Here is a 22,198-nt window from a genome sequence, read left to right as displayed (position 1 = left end):
TAAGCAGGCTTCTTAAATATGGCTCCTCTGACTGGACTCGAACCAGTGACATACGGATTAACAGTCCGCCGTTCTACCGACTGAACTACAGAGGAATCGTGTGAACGAGGCGCATATTATCGATGTACCCCATTGTTGTCAAAGCCTGATTTGCACAAAATAAATCGTTTGCCGATTAATTCTTCGATTCGGTTGAAAACTGACTTTTCTTGCCGATTTTCCCCGCAATCAGGCCGTTACGCCGCATCAGTATTCTTTGCCTTCGCGTATTTCCACGCCCAGCGGCCGGTAATAAGGCGACGGTAGAACAGCACCGCACGCGCGCCCCAGTCGAGGAACATCCCCATCCAGACACCGACCACCCCCCAACCCAACAGAATACCCAGCACATAGCCCACCACCACGCGACAGCCCCACATGCTCAGCATGGAGACCCACATAGCAAAGCGTACGTCTCGTGCTCCTTTAAAGCCCGCTGGCAGTACCCAGGACGCCGCCCAGATAGGCATAAACGCCGCGTTCATCCACAGCAGAATCTTCACCACGTCTTTAACATCCTGCTCGTGGGTATAGAACGAGGCAAACAGCCCGGCAAACGGTGCGGTACCCCAGGCAATCAACGTCAGCACGATGGTCGACATCCAGAACACATGGCGTAGCTGACGCTCTGCCTGGGAAAGCTGCCCGGTACCAAGACGTTTACCGGTGATAATGGTCGATGCCGAACCCAGGGCGTTCCCCGGCAGGTTAATCAGCGCCGCCACCGAGAAGGCGATAAAGTTACCGGCGATAACGTCGGTCCCCATTCCGGCCACAAACATCTGCGTTAGCAATTTACCGCCGTTAAACAGCACCGACTCCACGCTTGCCGGAATACCAATCCCCATCACTTCCCAGATGATGGCGAAGTTAAGCGGCTTGAAATAGCTTTTGAGCGGAATGCGCAGCGCCGGGTTAAAGCCAACCATCAGCACAATAATGGTCACCACCGCGCCAATATAACGAGAAATAGTTAGCCCCAGACCTGCCCCGGCAAACCCCATACCGTCCCAGGAGAATGCGCCATAAATCAGGAAGCTACTGATGATAATGTTGAGGATATTCATCCCGCCGTTAATCATCAGCGGGATTTTTGTATTCCCTGCCCCGCGCAACGCACCGCTGCCAATGAGCGCAATCGCCGCCGCCGGATAGCTCAGTACGGTCAGTTCAAGGTAGGTCAGCGCCAGCCCTTTCACTTCTTCCGTGGCGTCACCGGCCACAATGTTAATAATCCCGGCGCCAAAATAGTGAATCACCGCCGCCAGAATGGTGGCAAAGATGGTCATAATAACCAGAGACTGCCGCGCTGCTGCCCTCGCCTTACGGCGATCTCGCTTGCCAAGACTGAAGGCCACCACCACCGTGGTACCGAGGTCGATAGCGGCAAAAAAGGCCATGATGACCATATTGAAGCTGTCGGCCAGACCCACGCCCGCCATCGCCTCTTTACCCAGCCAGCTCACGAGGAAGGTACTCAGCACCCCCATCAATAAAACACAGGTATTTTCCAGAAAAATAGGTACGGCAAGGGGGGTGATTTCACGCCAGAAGAGCACTCGATAACTTTTACGTTTTTTGTACCAGGGCGTGCGTGTGACTGCCTGGCGAAGTACGGCGGTGACGTTCAAAATGGGCCTTAGATCAGAAAGTTGAAACTCCATTTCAAATGATGATTGAGAAATGCCGATCCTGCAAAGCATTTTTCCTTAATTTTTGTTGGGAATGGCGACAAATTGTTGATGGAATAGGCAATCGCATCACAAGACGAGAATTGGTGTTTGACAAAAGTTTTTTCGCCGCTAAGATACGACTCCACAACGATTCCTCTGTAGTTCAGTCGGTAGAACGGCGGACTGTTAATCCGTATGTCACTGGTTCGAGTCCAGTCAGAGGAGCCACATTTAAGAAGCCTGCTTAGAAAACTAAGCAGGCTTTTTGCTTTTTAAACTTCCTCACGCTCCGCAATGCTGACCAGTATCGCCCCCAGTAACGCCAAATCAATCAACAGCGCAAAGGCAAAGCCGTAGCCATTAACACCCGGTGCCGAATTCGCCTGGATTAACCATGCCGCTCCAAGCGCTGCCACGCTGCTCAACACGCTGATATTGCTCTTGCTGGAATGAAATGGCCCATGAGCCAGCCCTAACCCCAGACCACCCACGACGATGCCCGGCAACAGCATTGCCCCCATATGCCCACCCAGCAAGGTCAATAGCACCAGCAGCCAGCCCGCCGCCGAGAGCATAAACCCATAGCGCGCTACGCCACCTTTATTGACCAACATCAGCCCGGCCGCAAAACTCACGCCCAGCGCGGCAAGCTGTATCAGGCACATTGTGACATTCACCATTATCGAGAGCTTTATCAGCAGGCCCGCAGCGGCAATAGCCGTGCTTAGCGCTATCGCCCGCCCTGCGCGCTTTTCGGTTTTCGGCACATTACCGTTTACCCATACGTTCATTTCTCGCTCCTTACGCGACCATGAGATTAATTCATCACCTTTCACATGCCGTGTAGACTACTGCCGCGATAATGGGTAAAACAAACGCATAGTTTTCAGCCATAGATGAGAAAAACTCACCCATGAGAAAAGTCAGATTGCCACCGCTCGGCGCGCTGCGCGCCTTTCATGCGCTGGCTGAACAGCTGAGCTTCAAACGTGCCGCAGAGGTACTTGGCGTGAGCGCTACGGCGGTCAGCCATCAAATTAAACTGCTAGAGTCGGTGCTGGAGTGTCGGGTCTGTGAACGCAGTGCGCAGGGCGTCAGCCTGACCGAAAGCGGTAAACTACTTTATGCCGGTACACAACGCGCCTTTAGCGCGCTGGAAGAGGCTACCGTGCAGGTGCTTCAGGCCCAGCAGCCACCCGCGTTGACGGTGACCACCACCTCCAATTTCCTCACCCACTGGCTGGTGCCGAGGCTTGCGGAGTTTAAAGCCGAATGCCCGACCATCGACCTGCGGCTGCATACCAGCGTTGAGCGTGTCGATCTCAGCCAGCGTACCGTGGATGTGGCGATCCGCTATCGTGAAACGCCGGAATCCGCGCTGCACTGCACGCTTCTGCATGCCGATAGGTTTATCGTGGTGGCAAGTCCTGCTCTGGCGCTTCAACGGCCCGAAGACCTATGCGGCGTGACGCTTTTCCACGTCGAAAATCGTCATGTCCCTGCTGATGAACCGAGTTGGGCTAACTGGAAAAAGCGCTATGGGCCTCAGGCCTTGAACCTCCAGGCAGGATTGACCTTCAGCGATGAAACGCATGCGCTACAGGCGGCGGTCGCAGGGCAAGGCGCGGTCATTGCTAGCGAACTCCTGGCGAGGGATTTACTGCAACGTGGGGTGCTGACGATGCCGTTCGACATGTCACTGTCTGGCGCAAATTACTATCTGGTGACAACCGAAGAGAACGCGCAGCGCCAGGATATTACGGCGCTACGCGAATGGCTTTTACGACAAATGGCAGGAACGTAACCTTTAGGCAGGCAGCACAATATTGCTGCCTGCAAGGGTGCCCATGCGGTTGTACATAGTACAAGCAGACTCAACAATATGCATCGCGATAGCCGCACCGCTTCCTTCCCCCAGACGCATCTCCATATGCAGATACGGTTTGAGTTCCAGATGTTCCAGTGCAATACGCGCCCCTTTCTCCGCCGAGAAGTGGGAAGGGATAAGGTAAGGTTTTACCGCAGGAGCCATTCGGCAGGCCGCCAGCGCGGAAGCGTATGACAGGAAGCCATCCAGCACGACCGGCAGGCCACAGGAGGCTGCACCCAGCATCACGCCGGTCATCCCCAGCAGATCGTACCCACCCACTTTGGTCAGCACATCAAGCCCGTCAGTTGCATCGGGCTGGTTTACCGCAATCGCGCGGCGGACAACCTCAACTTTATGCGTCAACTGTTCATGCGGCAGATTAGCGCCAATGCCCACGACCGCCTCCGGCTCGCTGCCGGTCAGCACGCTAACCACCGCCGCCGCTGGCGTGGTGTTGGCCATGCCGAGTTCACCAACGCCAAACAGGGTCACGCCCTGCTCTGCCAGACTACGGGTATAGTTGATTGCCGACAGCAGTACGGTTTGCGCCTGCTCAGCGGTCATGGCGGCGGTCTGCGCAATATTGCCGCTGCTGCGGGCGACTTTCATATCGATAAGGCCGGGGATCGGGTCAGCATCAATACCGACGTCAATCACATGCACGTCCGCCCCCGCCTGCGCAGCAAGCACGCAAACGCCGGTATTGTGACGCGTCATATTAACAGCCTGAATGGCGGTCACTATCTGCGGTGAAATCGCGACGCCTTCATGCCACACGCCATGATCGGCGCACATCACCAGAATCGCTTTTTTATCGACGCGCGGCGCGCCCTGAAGCCCAGGCATGCCCGCTAGCTGTACCGCCAGTTCTTCCAACCGCCCAAGGCTGCCCGTAGGTTTTAAAAGCCCATCAATATGCTGCTGCGCATGCGCCATCGCGGCGCTATCCATTTCAGGGATAGCGGCCAGCAGTGTAGCCAGTGTTTGCATTGTTATTCCCACATTGTCATACGCTGGCTTACAAAAGCGCCAGCAAGAAAATCACTTCGCCCAGCTCAATACTTGCCCCCAGCGTATCGCCGGTTTGACCGCCTAGCGTACGCTTAAGCAGTTGACCCAGGATAAAGATACCGATAAAGGCCACCAGCAGTGCCCGCAGGCCGTGCATGCCGAGCATTGCAGTGACCAGCGCACCCGCAATCACCAGAGTAACCCACGTCTGGCGGAAGCTGATTTTGCCGATAAACAGGTTCCCCAGCCCCTCTTCACGCGCATAGCGGTGGCGGTACATCATGAGCACCGACGCCGCGCGGCCAGCAACGCAGGCGCTGGCAATAGCCGCCAGCATAGGGACATCTCGTAACGCCAGTTCACTCAGGGTAAGCACTTTCGCGAGCAGGACAAAAATCAGCGCCAATCCACCGTGGGTGCCAAGGCGGCTGTCGCGCATAATCTCCAGCATCTTCTCGCGACGGCGCGCGGAGAAAATACCGTCACAGGTATCCGCCAGACCATCCAGGTGGAAGCCGCCGGTCAGCAGCGCCAGCGCCAGTACGGTAAAGAATGCAGCCAGAGGAATGCCGCACCAGGCCTGAACCACCATAAACACCAGGCCGCTAATCGCACCTAGCAGCAGGCCAATTACGGGAAAGGTGATAACACCGCTCACGTAGCGGTCCAGATCCAACCCCTGCGACCAGCGCTGTGGCACCGGTAGACAGCTCATAAAAGAGAGTGTGGCGAAAAATAGTCGGCTCATTTTATTTTGACTCCAATCCCTGAAACCACCAGCCAGACGTCATCCGCCGCCTGCGCCAGCTTTTGATTCACACGCCCGGCGATATCACGAAAATGCCGGGCCAAACGATTTTCGGGCACGATGCCCATTCCCACTTCATTGGTCACCAGCACAACTGGCGATGGGCAGCGCTTGCAGGCCGCTATCAAGGCATCGATTTCCACATTGACCTTCGACTCAAGCGCCGTGAAGTCCCAATTATCTATCTCCTGCTCGTCACCCGAGGCAAACAGAATATTGGTCACAAGCGTCGTGATGCACTCCAGCAGAATGGCTTCTGCAGGATCGTTATGTGGCGTGATGATGTCGGCAAGGTGCTGCCAGCGCTCTTCGGTGCGCCAGTGTGCAGGACGGTCGTCCCGATGGTGCTGAATGCGCTCGGCCATTTCGGCATCGAAAATCCGCGAAGTGGCGATATAGCAAACTCGAGGCGAGCCGCTGAGTAACGTTTCAGCGTGACGGCTCTTTCCGCTGCGCGCGCCGCCGGTTACCAGAATCATGATTGCGCTTCCAGATGTTGCTGCATTGTAGGCGAGATCCTTTGATATCAATACGTTCCCACATCACTGTGGCTAATATATCAAACAGAAAGCTTTATACTCCGCATTGCTCGCGATGTCACTGGATTGTCGAAGAGGAGAGGGACTGGAAGGAATAAAACAAAGACCGGGTGGCGACGAAGCCACCACCCGTTAATGACGGTTACTCGCCTTTCTGCTCGCCCATCACTTTCAGTTTCTTGGAGATGTCGCGACGTTCTTTGGACAGCTCAGCATTTTTGATGATGTAGTCATCAACGCGATCTTCGTAGTCGCCTTTCATGCTGGCGATGATGCCCTGAATAGCTTCAACGCTCATGCCTGGTTTGATGTAGTCGCTGAGGTTGTCCAGCAGCAGCACGCGTTTCTGGTTGTCACGGATCTTTTTCTCAACGTCCTGAATTTCACGCTGCAGCTTGTTCTTACGACGGAACAAACGTACGAACTCCAGTACGTCCTGAAACGAAGGTTTCGTGGTTTCCATTTTTATACCCCTGATATGTTGAGAGTCGGATTCGTTAAACAACGGCTACACGATAAGGTACACATTAGTCATATACCCTTCAACCTGTATGATTTTTCGTACTGCCGTTGTAGCAAACAATCATTTTTACTTTGGGTTCATCATAACCCTAAATCTAGCTGAATCGAAACAACCTGGCGCAAAAGCGCGTGCATCTGTCTTTTATTTACGCAACGCGCGGCACATCAGACTCGATAATAATTCCAGCTGACGCGCCAACTCCATGCTTAACCAGACGTAGCCATGAATGGAGGTCTCAGCCAGATTATCGTCTTTGTATTCATTCACCAGTTGACGCAGCTCCGCAACAATTTCGTTGAGCTTTTCGCTGTTTGCCTTGATAGGACGTGGATTGCCTTCGTACAACGCGTGGGCAATCGCCAGCAGCGTGTCTTGCGTCATAAGCTGCGTTTCCCGGAGAGTATGGGCGTTGAGCATCAGCAGGTGACCATGGCGCGATGCCCAGTGGGCGTTAATTTGCAGCTCCAGCATACACACCAGGTTGCGGCTCACGGTCTGGATAGCCTCAAAAATACCCTTGTGAATATGCGTTTCTTTGCTCGCTGGCGTAATCAGACCGCGCATTTTCACGACGTCGTTGAGGACTTTTTGCAGATGTTTTTCCAGACGCGGTCGCTCGATAAGATTCGGTGACAGTCCCGCCTGATAGATACGGTTAAACTGGGTCACAAACGAAGCCATCTGGATTCGCCAGTGGATAAAAGCGCGCTGCGGCCAGATACCGGTGAAGAGCATCGCCAATAGGCAGCCAAAGATAACGTCGCCGCTTCGCCACAGCGCGGTGGTCATATCGCCCGCCGGTGCGCCAACCACCACACCGAGAGTAATGCCGATAAGCAGCGCCTGGTATGGTTTTTTGCCCAGCGCGAGCCAACCGCACAGGAACATCGCCGCAGCGCACCAGATAAGCATCAGCGGCAAAGAGAAGAGTTCAAGCTTCAGGGCTATCAGCCCGAGAGCCGAGCCGAACACCGTCCCACCAATGCGTTGAAACGCACGCGGCACCACGTTACCCCAAAAAGAGATGGGCCCCATCACCACCACTAGCGTGATCAGCGGCCAGGAGCCGTCAGGGATATCCAGTAAGCGGACCAGCAAAAAGGTCAGTACAAAGGCCAGAGCGATACGCGCCCCGTGCACGGTGCGGTAATTACGATATAAACGAATTTCAAAAGGGCTGAGTGACTTATCCGGACGCACACCCACTCTCCGACAAGACTAAAGCGCGAATTGTACCTGCTCCTGCATGAAGAAAGTAGCCCGGCCGATCAAGGCGACGCCGGGATTTTGCACCGAGCCGCCCCGGAGTCGGCGCTAAAGCACCTCGTCCGGGCGACACATGAGCAAGTAGCCCGAACGAGCAACGCTTGGTTAGGCTTTGTGATGTAAATAATCACTCATGCGCGAGAACAACCCGCCTTTGCCAACGCTTTCCAGCGTAACCAGCGGCCACTGTGCGACAACCTTATCGCGATCGAGCAGCTGTATCTCGCCTACACGCTGGTGCGCGGCGATCGGTGCATCGAGTTCTTTGGTATCCAGCACGTATTTGGCTTTGATATTCGGCACTTCGGCTTTTGGTAACGCCAGCCAGAAATCCTGATCTGTGCCCAGGTTAATGTTTTCTTTATCGCCGTACCAGATACGCTCGGTGCCCACTTTCTTACCGTTTTGCAAAATCTGTACGGTATCAAAATTCTGCTGGCCCCAGTGCAGCAGCGTGCGCGCCTGGTCTTCGCGCCCTTTCGCGCTGTCGGCACCCATCACCACGGCAATCAGACGACGCTGGCCGTCAACCGCGGAAGCAATCAGGTTAAAGCCCGCACCGGAAGTATGACCGGTTTTCAAGCCATCGATGTTCATCGATTTTTCCCACAGCAGGCCGTTACGGTTCTGCTGGGTAATACCGTTCCACGTCAGGCTCTTTTCACTGTACATATGATAGAAATCTGGCTCGCCGTGAATAATCGCGCGGGAGAGCACCGCCAGGTCGTAGGCAGAGCTGTGCTGCCCCGGCGCATCCAGGCCATGTACGGTTTCAAAGTGGGTATCACGCAGATTCAGTTTCTGCACGTAGTCGTTCATCATTTTGACGAACTGCGGCTGTCCGCCCGCGACATAATCAGCAAGCGCCACGCAGGCATCGTTACCGGAGTCGACGATCAGCCCTCGGCTGAGATCGCGAACGCTCAGGCGGTCGCCCTGCTTAAGAAACATCAGTGAAGAGCCGTTAAACACCGGGTTACCCGCCGCCCAGGCATCGCGGCCCACGGTCACCATGTCATCGGCCGTAATACGATGGCTGTCGATGGCACGGTCCACTACATAGCCGGTCATCAGCTTGGTCAGGCTCGCGGGGTTACGCTGCTGGTGCTCATTACCGGCCGTCAGAACTTGCCCAGTGGTGTAATCCATCAGGACCCAGGCTCCAGCTTTAATCGGCGGAGGGGTGACGGAAGGTATCGCGGATTCGCCAGCAAAGGCACAGGAAACGCTCGAAGCGAGCAAAGAAACGGCAATAAGAAAACGGGCTTTCAACGGTAAATCCTCAACATTCACAAATTCGTCGTCCTTTTTACGGAAGTTCGTGCTTTGTGACAGGCTTAAATTGCAAGAAAATATGACATTCCTCGTCTCGGGCGTGAAAAAATACCCTGCGCGCCCGCTTCCTGATTCGGTTAACGCCCTTCTGATGCACCGCTAAATCGTTTACCATGAGCAGCAAAGCCATAGACGGACACTGTTAACGCCATGCAAGAAACTTCAAGCGCGCCGGGATTCCTGTTTCACGACTACGAGACCTTCGGAACAAGCCCTTCCCTCGACCGCCCTGCGCAATTCGCCGCCATTCGTACCGATAAAGATTTTACGATAATCGGTGAGCCTGAGGTTTTTTACTGTAAGCCTGCTGAGGATTATCTGCCGCAGCCCGAAGCGGTGTTAATAACCGGTATCACACCGCAGGAAGCACGCGCGAAAGGCGATAACGAAGCCGCATTTGCTAAGCGTATCCACGATATTTTCACCGTCCCGGATACCTGCGTAGTGGGCTATAACAACGTTCGTTTCGACGATGAAGTGACGCGCAATATCTTCTATCGCAACTTCTATGACCCGTATGCCTGGAGCTGGCAAAACCACAACTCACGTTGGGATCTGCTCGACGTAATGCGCGCCTGTTACGCTCTGCGCCCAGAAGGAATCAACTGGCCAGAAAACGACGACCGCCTGCCAAGCTTCCGCCTCGAGCATTTAACCAAAGCCAACGGCATTGAGCACAGTAACGCCCACGATGCGATGGCCGACGTTTATGCCACCATCGCCATGGCGAAACTGGTGAAAACGCAGCAGCCTAAGCTATTTGATTATCTCTATGCCTATCGCGGTAAAAACAAGCTGATGACGCTGATCGATGTGCCGCAGATGAAGCCGCTGGTGCACGTCTCCGGGATGTTCGGCGCGTGGCGCGGTAACACCAGTTGGGTCGCACCGCTGGCATGGCATCCGGATAACCGCAACGCGGTTATCATGGTGGATCTTGCTGGTGATATCAGCCCACTGCTGGAGCTTGATGTTGATTCCTTGCGCGAGCGCCTTTATACGGCAAAAGCTGATCTTGGCGATAATGCTCCGGTTCCGATTAAGCTGGTTCATCTGAATAAGTGCCCGGTGCTGGCCCAGGCCAACACCCTGCGCCCGGAAGATGCCGACCGCCTGGGAATCAACCGTCAACACTGTCTGGATAATCTGAAAACGCTGCGTGAAAATCCGCAGGTACGCGAGAAAGCCGTGGCGATTTTTGCCGAAGCCGAGCCGTTTGTACCGTCGGAGAATGTCGATGCCCAGCTCTATAACGGCTTCTTTAGCGATGCCGACAGAGCAGCGATGAAAATCGTGCTGGAGACCGAGCCACGCAACCTTCCCGCGCTGGATATTACCTTCGCGGATAAACGTATTGAGAAACTGCTATTTAACTATCGGGCGCGAAATTTCCCCGGCACGCTCGATGAACACGAGCAGCAGCGCTGGTTAGAGCACCGTCGGCAGATCTTTACTCCGGAGTTTTTACAGGCTTACGCGCAGGAGCTCGAAATGCTCTATGGGCAATATGAAGGGAATGCGGAAAAGCTGTCACTGCTGAAGGCGCTGTATCAGTACGCGCAGGAGATTGTGTAACCCTTGTAGCCCGGCCGAGTGAAACGACGCCGGGATTGCTCGCAACCAGAACCCGACGTCGCTTTGCCCATCTGGGCAACATGTTTACTTCTGTACGGTGATGGTCCAGGCCGCATCGCCGGACTGCTGGTAATCCGTCACCGTATAACCCTCTTCTGCCGCCCACTGTGGAATCGCTTCCGTCGCCTGGGTACAGTCAAACTCAATCACCAGCTGGTCGCCGTTGGCGAGTTCAGCCATCGCCGCTTTCGCTTCAATTAATGGGAACGGGCACACCTGGGTGACCACATCCAGTTTCTTCACAACCATGTTTAGCTCCTTATGCCGTCGCGGATTTCAGTTTGGCTTTCCGCTGCGGGCGAACATATAACATCCAGGACGCACACCACACGCCAAGGATCATAAATACCAGGCCAATCCAGCCCTGCCAGGTCATCATCGCGGTCATGACCAGGCCATTACCGATAGAACACCCACCGGCAATGCTAGCGCCAAAGCCCATCAACACACCACCACCGGCGCTGCGCAGCGTTGTGCTCGCATCGGCGGCACGCACGCGGAATTCACGGCTGGCTTTGGCAGCAATAAAGGAACCGATGAAAATGCCCAGCACCAGGAACACGCCCCAGTTAAGGTATTTGCTGTCACCGCCCACCAGGAACTGCAAAATATTGGCGGTAGGCGATGTGATACCCAGACCGAACATACGGCCCGTCGCTTCACTCATCGGCCACGCCAGCAGCGCAATCAGACCAATCAACACCGCGGTGAAAAACGGATGCCAGCGTTTTTCAAACAGCAGATGAGACAGACCGGTACGGCGTGGCGGCAACGAAGCCACTTTCAGCTTTGGTTTACGCAGCTCTTTGCGTACAAACCAGAGCGTGACCACCACCAGCAGCGCAATAATCGGCCAGACGGAGATATTGAGGGTTTCCGCGATGCCGTTGTGCGCGGTGGTATGTTCACCAAGAAACTTATTCAGACCCGCAGCGTGAGGCGAGCGCATCACAGCACTCATCACCATGTAGGTTATCAGCGCAATCCAGCTACCGATAAGCCCTTCCCCGGCGCGATACCAGGTCCCGGTGGCACATCCACCTGCATAGACAATACCGATACCAAAGACGAAGCCGCCGACGACGGTGCCCAACCACGGAAACGCACCTGCGTCATACTGCACCAGACCGGTCTGAATCAGCGCAAAAACGCCCACGCTTTGAATACAGATGGCGATTAATAACGCGTAAAACATGCGGTTATTTTTAGTGATATACATATCGCGGAAACCGCCGGTCAGGCAGAAGCGACCGCGCTGCATAACGAATCCCAATAAGGCGCCGCAGAGTATTCCGCTTATTATCATGTGCAACATAAGAATTAATTAACCCAATATTATCAGTCGTAAAATTATTCCCGACCGTGTCTTTGGTCTCCAATAACCAAAAACTCTATGTTATTCCTGATGGTTATTAATTCTCTGTTATTCAGACGAAAAAAAACCGGAGGCACATGGCCTCCGGTTCCGCTTTTCAGCACTCGCAAATTATGCGACGTCTTCGTACTGTGGTACCGGGTTGCGGAAACGCTTGGTCACGCATGCCAGGTACAGCAGGCCGATAGAACCCCAGATCAGACCCAGAATCATTGAGCTCTGTTCCAGGTTAATCCACAGTGCGCCAACGGTTAGCGCGCCACACACTGGCAGCACCAGGTACTGGAAGTGGTCTTTCAACGTCTTGTTACGCTTCTCACGGATCCAGAACTGAGAGATCACGGAGAGGTTAACGAAGGTGAATGCCACCAGCGCACCGAAGTTGATCAGCGCCGTTGCGGTTACCAGGTCGAATTTAATCGCCAGCAGCGCAATCGCGCCAACCAGCAGCACGTTGAACGCCGGGGTACGCCATTTCGGATGCACGTAACCGAAGAAGCTGTTCGGGAACACGCCGTCACGGCCCATAACGTACATCAGACGCGATACGCCTGCATGTGCCGCCATACCGGATGCCAGTACGGTGACGCTGGAGAAGATCAGTACGCCCCACTGGAAGGTTTTGCCCGCTACGTACAGCATGATTTCTGGCTGAGACGCATCCGGATCTTTAAAGCGAGAGATGTCCGGGAAGTACAGCTGCAGGAAGTAAGATGCACCGATAAAGATCATCCCGCCAATCAGCGCGGTCAGGAAAATCGCTTTCGGGATCACACGTTCTGCATCTTTAGTCTCTTCAGACAGAGAAGAGATACCGTCGAAGCCCAGGAACGAGAAGCACAGAATGGTCGCACCGGTAATCATCGGCACAACGTGCGCGCCTTCAGACCAGAACGGACGGGTGCTGGTCAGCGTACCTGCGCCTTCACCGTGCATCACACCGTAAATGATAAGGCCGACGATAACCGCCACGATACCCATCTGCAGAACCACAATCAGCGTGTTGAAGTTCGCCACGGCTTTGATGCTGCGCAGGTTAGAGATGGTCATAAAGGCCACCAGCGCGACAACAAAGATCCACGATGGTACAGAAGGCATCAGCGCTTCAAAGTAAATTTTAGCCAGCAGAATGTTGATCATCGGCATGAACAGATAGTCCAGCAGTGATGACCAGCCCACCATAAAGCCAACGACCGGGCTAATGGATTTCTGAGCATAGGTGTACGCAGAGCCAGCGGACGGGAACCGGCGAACCAGCTTACCGTAGCTTAGCGCTGTAAAGAGAATAGCGATCAGCGCAAAGGCATACGCCGTTGCAACGTGACCGTCTGTAAGGCCAGATACGATACCGAACGTATCGAACAGCGTCATTGGCTGCATATAGGCCAGGCCCATCATGACAACCGGAATCAGCGTAAGCGTTTTACGCAATTCCACGCGAGAGGTGTTTGGAGTAACGTTATTTGACACGGTGAGCCCCCTGTTCGGCGACTGCCGGTGCAAAAAAGAAAAATTGCCCCATTTTTTTTCTGTTTCCTCAGCGACAACAACTGTCGTTTTTTAAGTAAATATCTATCCGGTACGAAGCCCGGCCTCTTTTATTGGATGGTTGTTTTGATGTAAAAAAATAACCGACGTGGCAATCACGTCGGTTAGTCTCATTTTTTACATTCGACATATTTTGCACCAAACGAATGCAAAAACACAAGCCAGTGAGAGAAGGAATAATGCGAGTTCTCATCCAACTGGCTGATTAACCAGCAATCTATAAAGTGTGACTCAGATTTATAGCACGATTTGCTAAAACAGCTAAGCCAACAACAATCAATAACCCTACAAATTTTGTATCTATATATATGTTACATAAATGAGTGGTTATTCCAGACTGCTACTCCAGAGGCATCCGCAGGGGGTCTGGGAATTGATATTCAAAGCCTAATTCACGACAGATTCGACTACCGTCGATGATTTTCCCCTGCCCTTTACCGCTGTCACTAAAAACGGGCACCGGCAGCCCAAGCTCACGGGCCATCTGCGGATAAAACACACCGCGGGCGGGATGCCCTGGCGCACAAATATTGTAGATGTGACCGCCTTTCGGTGCCTGCAGCAATAACGTAATAGCTGCAATCACATCGTCCAGATGCACCAGGTTTACGCCCTGCTGGCCGTCAGAAGCCGATTTTCCAGCAAAGAAACGGCCGGGATGACGTTCCGGCCCCACCAGCCCTGCGAGGCGCAGAATATCGACCGACGTTCCCGGCAGCTGATGCAGCCAATCTTCAAGCTCTTTTAGTACTCGTCCGCTCGCCGTCACAGGATTGCGGGGAGAGATTTCTTTTACCGTCCCCTCTTCATTACCGTACACCGACGTCGAACTGGTAAAGAGGATGCGCGGAATATGATGCGCCAGCGCCGAGTCCACAATCTCCTGCACCGCCTGATGGTAAAAATCTTCACCCGGGCCACTACGACGCGCCGGTAATGTAATCACTAATGCGTCGACGTTCATTAAAGCATCGAGGTCATCGGCCTCGCACACCAGCTGTGGATCGAGCCGCAACGGATAGCTATCAATCCCGCACATCCGTGCTGCTTCCACGCCGTCCTCAGTCGTTTTACTGCCGGTCACCTGCCAGCCACGCGCCATCAACGACAGCGCCAGCGGCATACCCAGCCACCCTAAACCGACGATTGCCACTTTCTTCATTGCGCTATCTCCTGGTTCTTGCCGAACTACCTTAATAAGGCTACGCCACCACGATAAAACTGACAATTTATAGTCGCTACATGAATTGATTTAATGAATGTAAAAAGCGCTTGCGTTCAATGACAAAAGTGGTTTAGGTTAAAAGACATCAAGTGAATAGTCATTCAACGAGAAATTTATGAGCCGCGTTCAATTTAAACACCACCATCATCACCATCACCCTGACTAGTCTTTCAGGCGATGTGTGCTGGGAGACATTCAGATCTTCCAGTGGTGCATGAACGCAAGAGAGCCCCCGGAAGATATCTTCCGGGGGCTTTTTTTTTGAACAAAATTCAGCAGGGTAATGAGGAATACAGAATGTTAGATAACAGCCGTTTACGCATAGCTATGCAGAAATCAGGTCGCCTGAGCGATGATTCACGCGAATTACTGGCCCGTTGTGGCATCAAAATCAATCTCCACACCCAGCGCCTGATTGCGATGGCGGAGAACATGCCTATCGACATCCTGCGCGTTCGCGATGACGATATCCCTGGCCTGATTATGGATGGCGTCGTTGATCTCGGTATCATTGGCGAGAACGTGCTGGAAGAAGAGCTGCTGAGCCGCCGCGCTCAGGGCGAAGACCCGCGCTACTTTACCCTGCGTCGCCTGGACTTCGGCGGCTGCCGCCTGTCGCTGGCTACCCCAGCGGATGAAGCGTGGAACGGCCCTGCTGCGCTCGACGGCAAACGCATCGCCACCTCTTACCCACACCTGCTGAAGCGTTACCTCGATCAGAAAGGCATCAGCTTTAAATCCTGTCTGCTGAACGGTTCCGTCGAAGTTGCCCCACGCGCTGGCCTTGCTGACGCCATTTGCGACCTGGTATCGACTGGCGCAACGCTTGAGGCCAACGGCCTGCGCGAAGTCGAAGTGATGTTCCGCTCTAAAGCCTGCCTTATCCAGCGCGACGGCGAGATGAGCGAAGCCAAACAGCAGCTGATCGACCGTCTGTTAACCCGTATTCAGGGCGTGATTCAGGCTCGCGAATCGAAGTACATCATGATGCACGCGCCAACCGAGCGTCTGGATGAAGTTATCGCCTTGCTGCCTGGCGCTGAACGCCCAACCATTCTGCCGCTGGCGGGCGATAAGCAGCGCGTGGCGATGCACATGGTGAGCAGCGAAACTCTGTTCTGGGAAACCATGGAAAAACTGAAGGCCCTGGGTGCCAGCTCTATTCTGGTGCTGCCAATTGAGAAGATGATGGAGTAATAACCATGAGCTTCAATACCCTGATTGACTGGAATAGCTGTAGCCCCGAACAACAGCAAGCGCTGCTGATGCGCCCGGCCATTTCCGCCTCCGACAGCATTACCCGCACGGTGGCCGAGATTCTGGATAACGTCAAAGCCAACGGTGACAGCGCGCTGCGTGAATACAGCGCGAAGTTTGATAAAACCGAAGTCGGCGCGATGAAAGTTACCGCAGACGAAATTCAGCAGGCCAGCAATCGTCTGAGCGATGAACTTAAGCAGGCGATGCAGGCGGCAGTGTGTAATATCGATACCTTCCACACGGCGCAGATTCTGCCGCCAGTGGATATTGAAACTCAGCCGGGCGTGCGTTGCCAGCAGGTAACCCGCCCTATCGCCTCAGTTGGCCTTTATATTCCAGGCGGTTCCGCCCCGCTGTTCTCTACCGTATTAATGCTGGCGACCCCGGCGCGTATCGCCGGCTGCAAAAAAGTGGTGCTTTGTTCACCACCGCCGATTGCCGATGAGATCCTGTATGCCGCGCAGCTTTGCGGCGTAGAGAACGTCTATAAAGTCGGCGGCGCGCAGGCGATTGCCGCGCTGGCGCTGGGCACCGAATCGATTCCGAAGGTCGATAAAATCTTCGGGCCAGGTAATGCCTATGTCACCGAAGCGAAGCGCCAGGTCAGCCAGCGCCTCGACGGTGCGGCAATTGATATGCCTGCCGGCCCTTCTGAAGTGCTGGTGATCGCCGACAGCGGTGCTACGCCAGATTTTATCGCCTCTGACCTGCTTTCTCAGGCGGAACACGGCCCGGACTCACAGGTTATCCTGCTGACGCCAGATGCGAAGATTGCCGAAGGCGTCGCCGAAGCCGTTGAACGCCAGCTTGCCGAACTCTCCCGCGCAGATACCGCGCGACAGGCGCTCTCCGCCAGCCGCCTTATCGTGGCAAAAGACCTGGCGCAATGCGTGGCGATTTCCAATGCTTATGGCCCGGAACACTTAATCATCCAGACCCGCAACGCCCGTGAGCTGGTTGACGATATCACCAGCGCCGGTTCCGTGTTCCTCGGTGACTGGTCGCCGGAGTCCGCAGGCGACTACGCTTCCGGTACTAACCACGTGCTGCCGACCTACGGCTACACGTCAACCTGTTCAAGCCTGGGGCTGGCCGATTTCCAGAAACGGATGACCGTTCAGGAACTGTCCCGCGATGGCTTTAGTGCTATCGCCGCCACGATTGAAACGCTGGCCGCCGCCGAGCTGCTGACCGCCCACAAAAATGCCGTCACCCTGCGCGTTAACGCCCTGAAGGAGCAAGCATGAGCATTGAACAGTTAGCCCGCGACAACGTTCGCGCTTTAACCCCGTACCAGTCTGCCCGCCGTCTTGGTGGCAAAGGTGACGTCTGGCTGAATGCCAATGAATACCCGACGGCGGTGCCATTCGAGCTGAGCCAGCAAACGCTGAACCGCTACCCGGAGTGTCAGCCAAAAGCGGTGATTGAAAACTATGCCGCCTATGCGGGCGTGAAACCCACGCAGGTGCTGGTTAGCCGCGGCGCGGATGAAGGTATTGAACTGCTGGTACGCGCCTTCTGTGAGCCGGGCCGCGATGCGGTACTGTTCTGCCCTCCAACCTACGGTATGTACAGCGTTAGCGCCGAAACCATCGGCGTAGAGTGCCGCACCGTGCCGGCCAAAGCCGACTGGCAGCTCGACCTGCCGGCCATCGCCGATAGCCTTAGCAACGTGAAAGTGGTCTACGTCTGTAGCCCGAACAACCCAACCGGGCAGGTTATTAACCCGCAGGATTTCCGTACCCTGCTGGAGATGACCCGCGATAAAGCGCTGGTGGTTGCCGATGAAGCCTATATTGAATTCTGCCCGCAGGCGACGCTGGCAGGCTGGCTGGCTGAATACCCGCACCTGGTCATTCTGCGCACCCTCTCCAAAGCCTTTGCCCTGGCAGGTCTGCGCTGCGGCTTCACGCTCGCCAATGAGGAAGTGATTGCCTTATTAATGAAAGTGATCGCGCCTTATCCGCTTTCCACCCCGGTTGCTGATATCGCGGCCCAGGCGCTTAGCGCGCAGGGGATTGCCGCGATGCGCGAGCGCGTGGCGCAGATTTTAAGCGAGCGCGAGTATCTGGTAGAGGCGCTCCGCACCATTGACTGCGTTGAACAGGTTTTTGATTCCGAGACCAACTACGTACTGGCCCGAATCAAAGCCTCAAGTATCGTATTTAAATCTTTGTGGGATCAGGGCATTATCTTACGAGACCAGAATAAACAACCTTCATTAAGCGGCTGTTTGCGCATCACTATTGGCACTCGTGCTGAAAGCCAGCGCGTGATTGACGCTTTGAAAGCGGAGACCGTATGACCCAGAAGTTTCTCTTTATCGATCGCGATGGCACCCTGATTTCCGAACCACCAAGCGACTATCAGGTAGACCGTTTTGACAAACTGGCCTTCGAACCCGACGCTATTCCGGTGCTGCTTCAACTGCAAAAAGCCGGTTATAAGCTGGTGATGATCACTAACCAGGACGGACTGGGCACCGACAGCTTCCCACAGGCGGACTTCGACGGCCCGCACAACCTGATGATGCAGATCTTCACCTCTCAGGGCGTGCTCTTTGACGATGTGCTGATCTGTCCGCACCTGCCGGCCGATAACTGCGAGTGCCGCAAGCCAAAAACGCAGCTGGTGACCGCATGGCTGGCGAATGAAGTAATGGACACGGCCAACAGCTACGTGATTGGCGACCGCGCCACCGACGTTGAGCTGGCGGTCAACATGGGCATTACCGGCCTGCGCTATAACCGCGACACGCTGAACTGGGCAATGATTGGCGAACGGCTGACCCGCCGCGACCGCTACGCGCACATCGAGCGCAACACCCGCGAAACGCAGATTGACGTGGAAGTGTGGCTGGATCGCGAAGGCGGCAGCAAAATCAATACCGGCGTTGGCTTCTTTGACCACATGCTGGATCAGATTGCCACCCACGGCGGATTCCGCATGAACATCACCGTGAAGGGCGACCTGTATATCGACGATCACCATACGGTGGAAGATACCGGCCTGGCGCTCGGCGAGGCGCTGAAGGTGGCGCTCGGCGACAAACGCGGTATCAACCGCTTTGGTTTTGTACTGCCAATGGACGAATGTCTGGCGCGCTGCGCGCTGGATATCTCCGGCCGCCCGCACCTGGAATATAAAGCCGAGTTCACCTACCAGCGCGTAGGCGATCTCAGCACCGAGATGATCGAGCACTTCTTCCGCTCGCTCTCCTACGCCATGGGCATCACCTTGCACCTGAAAACCAAGGGCAAAAACGATCATCACCGCGTAGAAAGTCTGTTCAAAGTCTTCGGCCGTACTCTGCGCCAGGCGATTCGCGTAGACGGCAACACCCTTCCTTCTTCGAAAGGAGTGCTGTGATGAATGTGGTCGTCCTTGATACCGGCTGCGCGAACCTTAACTCGGTGAAGTCAGCGATTGCTCGCCACGGCTACGAGCCAGTGGTGAGCCGCGACCCGGAGGTGGTGCTGCGCGCCGATAAGCTATTTCTACCGGGCGTAGGCACGGCGCAAGCCGCCATGGACCAAATTCGCGAGCGCGAGCTGGTCGATTTAATCAAAGCCTGTACTCAGCCGGTGCTGGGAATCTGCCTCGGTATGCAGCTGCTCGGCCGCCGTAGCGAAGAGACAAACGGCGTAGACCTGCTCGGCATCATCGAACAAGATGTGCCGAAGATGACCGATTTTGGCCTGCCGCTGCCGCACATGGGCTGGAACCGTGTCTATCCGAAAGCAGGCGATCGTCTGTTCCGCGGCATTGAAGACGGCGCCTACTTCTACTTCGTCCACAGCTACGCCATGCCGGTCAACGAGTACACCATCGCCCAGTGCAACTATGGCGAACCGTTCACCGCCGCCGTGCAGAAAGATAACTTTTACGGCGTGCAGTTCCACCCTGAACGGTCGGGTGCCGCAGGCGCACAGCTGCTGAAAAACTTCCTGGAGATGTGATGATCATTCCTGCTTTAGATTTGATTAATGGCACCGTGGTGCGTCTCCATCAGGGAGATTACGGACAACAGCGCGACTACGGCAATGACCCGTTGCCGCGGTTGCAAGATTACGCGGCTCAGGGCGCAGAAGTGCTGCACCTGGTCGACTTAACCGGCGCGAAAGACCCGGCGCAGCGGCAGATCCCACTGCTGAAAACGCTGGTTGCCGGTGTAAAGGTGCCGGTTCAGGTTGGCGGTGGCGTGCGTACTGAAGAAGATGTTGCCGCCCTGCTCGACGCAGGCGTAGCTCGCGTGGTCGTGGGCTCAACGGCGGTAAAATCACCGGAAGTGGTCAAAGGCTGGTTCAAACGTTTTGGCGCCGAGCATTTAGTGCTGGCGCTTGACGTGCGCATTGATGAGAACGGCACCAAGCAGGTGGCAGTCAGCGGCTGGCAGGAAAACTCCGGCGTCACGCTGGAAGAGCTGGTCGAAACCTATCTGCCGGTTGGCCTGCAGCACGTGCTGTGCACCGATATCTCCCGCGACGGCACGCTGGCGGGCTCTAACGTCTCGCTGTACGAAGAAGTCTGCGCTCGCTATCCGCAGGTGGCATTCCAGTCTTCCGGCGGTATTGGCGACCTTAACGATATCGCCGCGCTGAGCGGTACCGGTGTGCGCGGCGTGATTGTCGGGCGTGCTCTGCTGGAAGGTAAATTTAACGTAACGGAGGCCATCCAATGCTGGCAAAACGGATAATCCCTTGTCTCGATGTGCGTGATGGTCAGGTCGTTAAAGGCGTGCAGTTCCGCAACCACGAAATCATCGGCGATATTGTTCCGCTGGCAAAACGCTACGCTGACGAAGGCGCAGACGAGCTGGTGTTCTACGATATCACCGCCTCCAGCGATGGCCGCGTAGTCGACAAAAGCTGGGTCTCCCGCGTTGCCGAAGTCATTGATATCCCGTTCTGCGTTGCCGGTGGTATCAAGTCCATCGATGACGCCGCGCGCATCCTCTCCTTCGGCGCGGACAAAATTTCTATCAACTCCCCGGCGCTCGCTGACCCGGAACTGATTACCCGCCTGGCGGATCGCTTCGGCGTGCAGTGCATCGTGGTAGGTATTGATACCTGGTTTGATGCCGACACTGGCAAGTATCATGTCAATCAGTATACCGGCGATGAGAGCCGCACCCGCGTGACCCAGTGGGAAACGCTGGACTGGGTACAGGAAGTTCAAAAGCGCGGCGCAGGCGAAATCGTCCTCAACATGATGAACCAGGACGGCGTGCGTAACGGCTACGACCTGGAACAGCTGAAAAAAGTACGCGAAGTCTGCCACGTGCCGCTGATCGCCTCCGGCGGTGCTGGCACCATGGAGCACTTCCTGGAAGCATTCCGCGACGCCAACGTCGACGGTGCGCTGGCCGCGTCGGTGTTCCACAAACAGATTATTAATATTGGTGAACTAAAAGCGTACCTGGCAGCACAGGGCGTGGAGATACGGGTATGTTAACTGAACAACTGGACTGGGAAAAAACCGACGGACTGATGCCCGCCGTTATCCAACACGCGGTATCCGGCGAAGTGTTAATGCTGGGCTACATGAACCAGGAAGCGCTGGCAAAAACGCAAGAAACGGGCAAAGTCACCTTTTTCTCGCGCACTAAGCAGCGCCTGTGGACCAAAGGTGAAACCTCCGGCAACTATCTGAACGTGGTTAGCATTGCGCCCGACTGCGATAACGACACGCTGCTGATTCTGGTAAACCCTATCGGCCCTACCTGCCACAAAGGCACGTCGAGCTGCTTCGGTGACACCAGCCACAAATGGCTGTTCCTGTATCAGCTTGAACAGCTGCTGGCCGAGCGTAAGACCGCCGACCCGGCTAGCTCCTACACGGCGAAGCTGTATGCCAGCGGCACCAAGCGTATTGCGCAGAAAGTGGGCGAAGAAGGCGTGGAAACCGCGCTGGCGGCTACCGTGCACGATAAGTTTGAGTTGAAGAATGAAGCTTCAGATTTGATGTATCACCTGCTGGTGCTGCTGCAGGATCAGGAGTTAGATTTGACGACCGTTATCGATAATTTGCGGGAACGGCATCAGTAAACAATAAAAAGCCCGGTATCAGAACCGGGCTTTTTATTTCTTAG

General features: G+C 55.1%; 25 protein-coding genes, 2 tRNA genes and 1 other annotated feature. Of the genes, 13 read left to right on the top strand and 14 right to left on the bottom strand.

Annotated elements, in window-relative coordinates; genetic code table 11:
- Positions 1-19 precede the first annotated feature (19 nt).
- The 3 genes from RDN66_RS21255 to RDN66_RS24370 form a co-directional block, all read right to left on the bottom strand.
- A tRNA-Asn gene (locus RDN66_RS21255) sits at positions 20-95 on the bottom strand.
- A 141-nt stretch (positions 96-236) separates the two neighbouring features.
- Positions 237-1,703 (bottom strand): EmmdR/YeeO family multidrug/toxin efflux MATE transporter, encoded by a 1,467-nt coding sequence (locus RDN66_RS21250; RefSeq protein WP_202217665.1) that lies wholly within the window; start codon positions 1,701-1,703, stop codon positions 237-239.
- Positions 1,679-1,858 carry a DUF5951 family protein gene (locus RDN66_RS24370; protein ID WP_227675146.1) on the bottom strand — a complete coding sequence of 60 codons (180 nt, stop codon included), beginning with the start codon at positions 1,856-1,858 and terminating at the stop codon, positions 1,679-1,681. The genes RDN66_RS21250 and RDN66_RS24370 overlap by 25 nt, the downstream gene beginning before the upstream one ends.
- A 6-nt stretch (positions 1,859-1,864) precedes the next feature.
- Here RDN66_RS24370 and RDN66_RS21245 point away from each other — a divergent pair.
- A tRNA-Asn gene (locus tag RDN66_RS21245) sits at positions 1,865-1,940 on the top strand.
- 44 nt (positions 1,941-1,984) lie between these two features.
- Here the strand turns inward: RDN66_RS21245 and RDN66_RS21240 are convergent.
- On the bottom strand, positions 1,985-2,503 hold the full coding sequence (locus RDN66_RS21240) for a hypothetical protein (RefSeq protein WP_202217664.1): 519 nt from the start codon (positions 2,501-2,503) through the stop codon (positions 1,985-1,987).
- Between the two features lie 122 nt (positions 2,504-2,625).
- Here RDN66_RS21240 and RDN66_RS21235 point away from each other — a divergent pair, with 122 nt between their 5' ends.
- Positions 2,626-3,516, top strand: coding sequence for a LysR substrate-binding domain-containing protein (locus tag RDN66_RS21235; RefSeq protein WP_202217663.1), 891 nt, complete (start codon positions 2,626-2,628; stop codon positions 3,514-3,516).
- A gap of 3 nt (positions 3,517-3,519) precedes the next feature.
- On the opposite strand, the gene cobT is transcribed toward RDN66_RS21235, so the two are convergent.
- The 6 genes from cobT to dacD form a co-directional block, all read right to left on the bottom strand.
- The gene (gene cobT / locus RDN66_RS21230) at positions 3,520-4,572 is read right to left on the bottom strand and encodes a nicotinate-nucleotide--dimethylbenzimidazole phosphoribosyltransferase (protein ID WP_202217662.1); all 1,053 of its coding nucleotides are present in this window, start codon (positions 4,570-4,572) and stop codon (positions 3,520-3,522) included.
- Positions 4,573-4,600: 28 nt separating this feature from the next.
- A complete protein-coding gene (gene cobS / locus RDN66_RS21225; RefSeq protein ID WP_308538166.1) occupies positions 4,601-5,341 on the bottom strand; it encodes an adenosylcobinamide-GDP ribazoletransferase in 741 nt (246 codons plus the stop codon).
- Positions 5,338-5,883, bottom strand: coding sequence for a bifunctional adenosylcobinamide kinase/adenosylcobinamide-phosphate guanylyltransferase (cobU, locus tag RDN66_RS21220; RefSeq protein ID WP_202218091.1), 546 nt, complete (start codon positions 5,881-5,883; stop codon positions 5,338-5,340). Before cobU ends, cobS begins: the two co-directional genes overlap by 4 nt.
- A gap of 199 nt (positions 5,884-6,082) precedes the next feature.
- Positions 6,083-6,403 carry a DUF496 family protein gene (locus tag RDN66_RS21215; RefSeq protein WP_035894853.1) on the bottom strand — a complete coding sequence of 107 codons (321 nt, stop codon included), beginning with the start codon at positions 6,401-6,403 and terminating at the stop codon, positions 6,083-6,085.
- Positions 6,404-6,604: 201 nt separating this feature from the next.
- On the bottom strand, positions 6,605-7,663 hold the full coding sequence (locus RDN66_RS21210; protein ID WP_035894878.1) for an FUSC family protein: 1,059 nt from the start codon (positions 7,661-7,663) through the stop codon (positions 6,605-6,607).
- A gap of 171 nt (positions 7,664-7,834) precedes the next feature.
- Positions 7,835-9,001, bottom strand: a complete 1,167-nt coding sequence (gene dacD, locus RDN66_RS21205; RefSeq protein ID WP_035894855.1) for a serine-type D-Ala-D-Ala carboxypeptidase DacD — start codon at positions 8,999-9,001, stop codon at positions 7,835-7,837.
- On the opposite strand from dacD, the gene RDN66_RS21200 reads away from it, so the two are divergent.
- Together RDN66_RS21200 and sbcB are read left to right on the top strand one after the other, a co-directional pair.
- Positions 8,913-9,167 carry a hypothetical protein gene (locus tag RDN66_RS21200; RefSeq protein ID WP_167540418.1) on the top strand — a complete coding sequence of 85 codons (255 nt, stop codon included), beginning with the start codon at positions 8,913-8,915 and terminating at the stop codon, positions 9,165-9,167. The genes dacD and RDN66_RS21200 overlap by 89 nt on opposite strands.
- Before the next feature lie 47 nt (positions 9,168-9,214).
- On the top strand, positions 9,215-10,639 hold the full coding sequence (sbcB, locus tag RDN66_RS21195) for an exodeoxyribonuclease I (RefSeq protein WP_202217661.1): 1,425 nt from the start codon (positions 9,215-9,217) through the stop codon (positions 10,637-10,639).
- 84 nt (positions 10,640-10,723) lie between these two features.
- Here sbcB and tsuB read toward each other — a convergent pair whose 3' ends face one another.
- The 4 genes from tsuB to RDN66_RS21175 all read right to left on the bottom strand — a co-directional run bounded on the left by tsuB (position 10,724) and on the right by RDN66_RS21175 (position 14,784).
- Entirely contained in the window at positions 10,724-10,948 is a 225-nt protein-coding gene (gene tsuB, locus RDN66_RS21190; RefSeq protein ID WP_035894857.1) for a thiosulfate utilization sulfurtransferase TsuB/YeeD, read from the bottom strand.
- 10 nt (positions 10,949-10,958) lie between these two features.
- On the bottom strand, positions 10,959-12,014 hold the full coding sequence (tsuA, locus tag RDN66_RS21185; RefSeq protein ID WP_202217660.1) for a thiosulfate utilization transporter TsuA/YeeE: 1,056 nt from the start codon (positions 12,012-12,014) through the stop codon (positions 10,959-10,961).
- Between the two features lie 171 nt (positions 12,015-12,185).
- Positions 12,186-13,544, bottom strand: a complete 1,359-nt coding sequence (locus RDN66_RS21180; protein WP_035894859.1) for an APC family permease — start codon at positions 13,542-13,544, stop codon at positions 12,186-12,188.
- A gap of 418 nt (positions 13,545-13,962) precedes the next feature.
- The gene (locus tag RDN66_RS21175; protein WP_035894860.1) at positions 13,963-14,784 is read right to left on the bottom strand and encodes an SDR family oxidoreductase; all 822 of its coding nucleotides are present in this window, start codon (positions 14,782-14,784) and stop codon (positions 13,963-13,965) included.
- 178 nt (positions 14,785-14,962) lie between these two features.
- On the opposite strand from RDN66_RS21175, the gene hisL reads away from it, so the two are divergent.
- From hisL to hisIE, 9 genes are all read left to right on the top strand, one after another.
- Positions 14,963-15,013 (top strand): his operon leader peptide, encoded by a 51-nt coding sequence (hisL, locus tag RDN66_RS21170; protein ID WP_071594744.1) that lies wholly within the window; start codon positions 14,963-14,965, stop codon positions 15,011-15,013.
- Positions 14,989-15,109 (top strand) — a sequence feature (His leader region). Its footprint overlaps the gene before it by 25 nt.
- A 35-nt stretch (positions 15,110-15,144) precedes the next feature.
- On the top strand, positions 15,145-16,044 hold the full coding sequence (gene hisG / locus RDN66_RS21165) for an ATP phosphoribosyltransferase (RefSeq protein WP_035894861.1): 900 nt from the start codon (positions 15,145-15,147) through the stop codon (positions 16,042-16,044).
- 5 nt (positions 16,045-16,049) lie between these two features.
- Positions 16,050-17,354, top strand: coding sequence for a histidinol dehydrogenase (gene hisD / locus RDN66_RS21160; protein ID WP_202217659.1), 1,305 nt, complete (start codon positions 16,050-16,052; stop codon positions 17,352-17,354).
- On the top strand, positions 17,351-18,412 hold the full coding sequence (hisC, locus tag RDN66_RS21155) for a histidinol-phosphate transaminase (protein ID WP_202217658.1): 1,062 nt from the start codon (positions 17,351-17,353) through the stop codon (positions 18,410-18,412). Before hisD ends, hisC begins: the two co-directional genes overlap by 4 nt.
- Positions 18,409-19,476, top strand: coding sequence for a bifunctional histidinol-phosphatase/imidazoleglycerol-phosphate dehydratase HisB (gene hisB, locus RDN66_RS21150; protein WP_202217657.1), 1,068 nt, complete (start codon positions 18,409-18,411; stop codon positions 19,474-19,476). Before hisC ends, hisB begins: the two co-directional genes overlap by 4 nt.
- On the top strand, positions 19,476-20,066 hold the full coding sequence (gene hisH / locus RDN66_RS21145) for an imidazole glycerol phosphate synthase subunit HisH (RefSeq protein ID WP_035894867.1): 591 nt from the start codon (positions 19,476-19,478) through the stop codon (positions 20,064-20,066). The genes hisB and hisH overlap by 1 nt, the downstream gene beginning before the upstream one ends.
- Positions 20,066-20,803: a 1-(5-phosphoribosyl)-5-[(5-phosphoribosylamino)methylideneamino]imidazole-4-carboxamide isomerase gene (gene hisA, locus RDN66_RS21140; RefSeq protein ID WP_202217656.1), complete on the top strand. Its 738-nt coding sequence runs from the start codon at positions 20,066-20,068 to the stop codon at positions 20,801-20,803. The genes hisH and hisA overlap by 1 nt, the downstream gene beginning before the upstream one ends.
- Positions 20,785-21,561, top strand: a complete 777-nt coding sequence (hisF, locus tag RDN66_RS21135; RefSeq protein WP_123652586.1) for an imidazole glycerol phosphate synthase subunit HisF — start codon at positions 20,785-20,787, stop codon at positions 21,559-21,561. Before hisA ends, hisF begins: the two co-directional genes overlap by 19 nt.
- Positions 21,555-22,154, top strand: a complete 600-nt coding sequence (gene hisIE / locus RDN66_RS21130; protein WP_202217655.1) for a bifunctional phosphoribosyl-AMP cyclohydrolase/phosphoribosyl-ATP diphosphatase HisIE — start codon at positions 21,555-21,557, stop codon at positions 22,152-22,154. The genes hisF and hisIE overlap by 7 nt, the downstream gene beginning before the upstream one ends.
- The last annotated feature ends 44 nt before the right edge of the window (positions 22,155-22,198 follow it).

Source organism: uncultured Kluyvera sp. (assembly GCF_902485085.1).
Classification (GTDB): domain Bacteria; phylum Pseudomonadota; class Gammaproteobacteria; order Enterobacterales; family Enterobacteriaceae; genus Kluyvera; species Kluyvera ascorbata.
Note: the sequence above shows the minus strand (reverse complement) of the source record. Positions and strands in the feature narration are given on the sequence as shown.

Coding starts and splice junctions, on each gene's coding strand:
- cobS (WP_308538166.1), bottom strand. CDS start 5,341: ATGAGCCGACTATTTTTCGCCACACTCTCTTTTATGAGCTGTCTACCG.
- RDN66_RS21250 (WP_202217665.1), bottom strand. CDS start 1,703: ATGGAGTTTCAACTTTCTGATCTAAGGCCCATTTTGAACGTCACCGCC.
- RDN66_RS21175 (WP_035894860.1), bottom strand. CDS start 14,784: ATGAAGAAAGTGGCAATCGTCGGTTTAGGGTGGCTGGGTATGCCGCTG.
- cobT (WP_202217662.1), bottom strand. CDS start 4,572: ATGCAAACACTGGCTACACTGCTGGCCGCTATCCCTGAAATGGATAGC.
- hisD (WP_202217659.1), top strand. CDS start 16,050: ATGAGCTTCAATACCCTGATTGACTGGAATAGCTGTAGCCCCGAACAA.
- RDN66_RS21235 (WP_202217663.1), top strand. CDS start 2,626: ATGAGAAAAGTCAGATTGCCACCGCTCGGCGCGCTGCGCGCCTTTCAT.
- RDN66_RS21215 (WP_035894853.1), bottom strand. CDS start 6,403: ATGGAAACCACGAAACCTTCGTTTCAGGACGTACTGGAGTTCGTACGT.
- hisIE (WP_202217655.1), top strand. CDS start 21,555: ATGTTAACTGAACAACTGGACTGGGAAAAAACCGACGGACTGATGCCC.
- tsuB (WP_035894857.1), bottom strand. CDS start 10,948: ATGGTTGTGAAGAAACTGGATGTGGTCACCCAGGTGTGCCCGTTCCCA.
- hisF (WP_123652586.1), top strand. CDS start 20,785: ATGCTGGCAAAACGGATAATCCCTTGTCTCGATGTGCGTGATGGTCAG.
- sbcB (WP_202217661.1), top strand. CDS start 9,215: ATGCAAGAAACTTCAAGCGCGCCGGGATTCCTGTTTCACGACTACGAG.
- RDN66_RS21240 (WP_202217664.1), bottom strand. CDS start 2,503: ATGAACGTATGGGTAAACGGTAATGTGCCGAAAACCGAAAAGCGCGCA.
- hisG (WP_035894861.1), top strand. CDS start 15,145: ATGTTAGATAACAGCCGTTTACGCATAGCTATGCAGAAATCAGGTCGC.
- tsuA (WP_202217660.1), bottom strand. CDS start 12,014: ATGTTGCACATGATAATAAGCGGAATACTCTGCGGCGCCTTATTGGGA.
- hisB (WP_202217657.1), top strand. CDS start 18,409: ATGACCCAGAAGTTTCTCTTTATCGATCGCGATGGCACCCTGATTTCC.
- hisC (WP_202217658.1), top strand. CDS start 17,351: ATGAGCATTGAACAGTTAGCCCGCGACAACGTTCGCGCTTTAACCCCG.
- hisH (WP_035894867.1), top strand. CDS start 19,476: ATGAATGTGGTCGTCCTTGATACCGGCTGCGCGAACCTTAACTCGGTG.
- hisA (WP_202217656.1), top strand. CDS start 20,066: ATGATCATTCCTGCTTTAGATTTGATTAATGGCACCGTGGTGCGTCTC.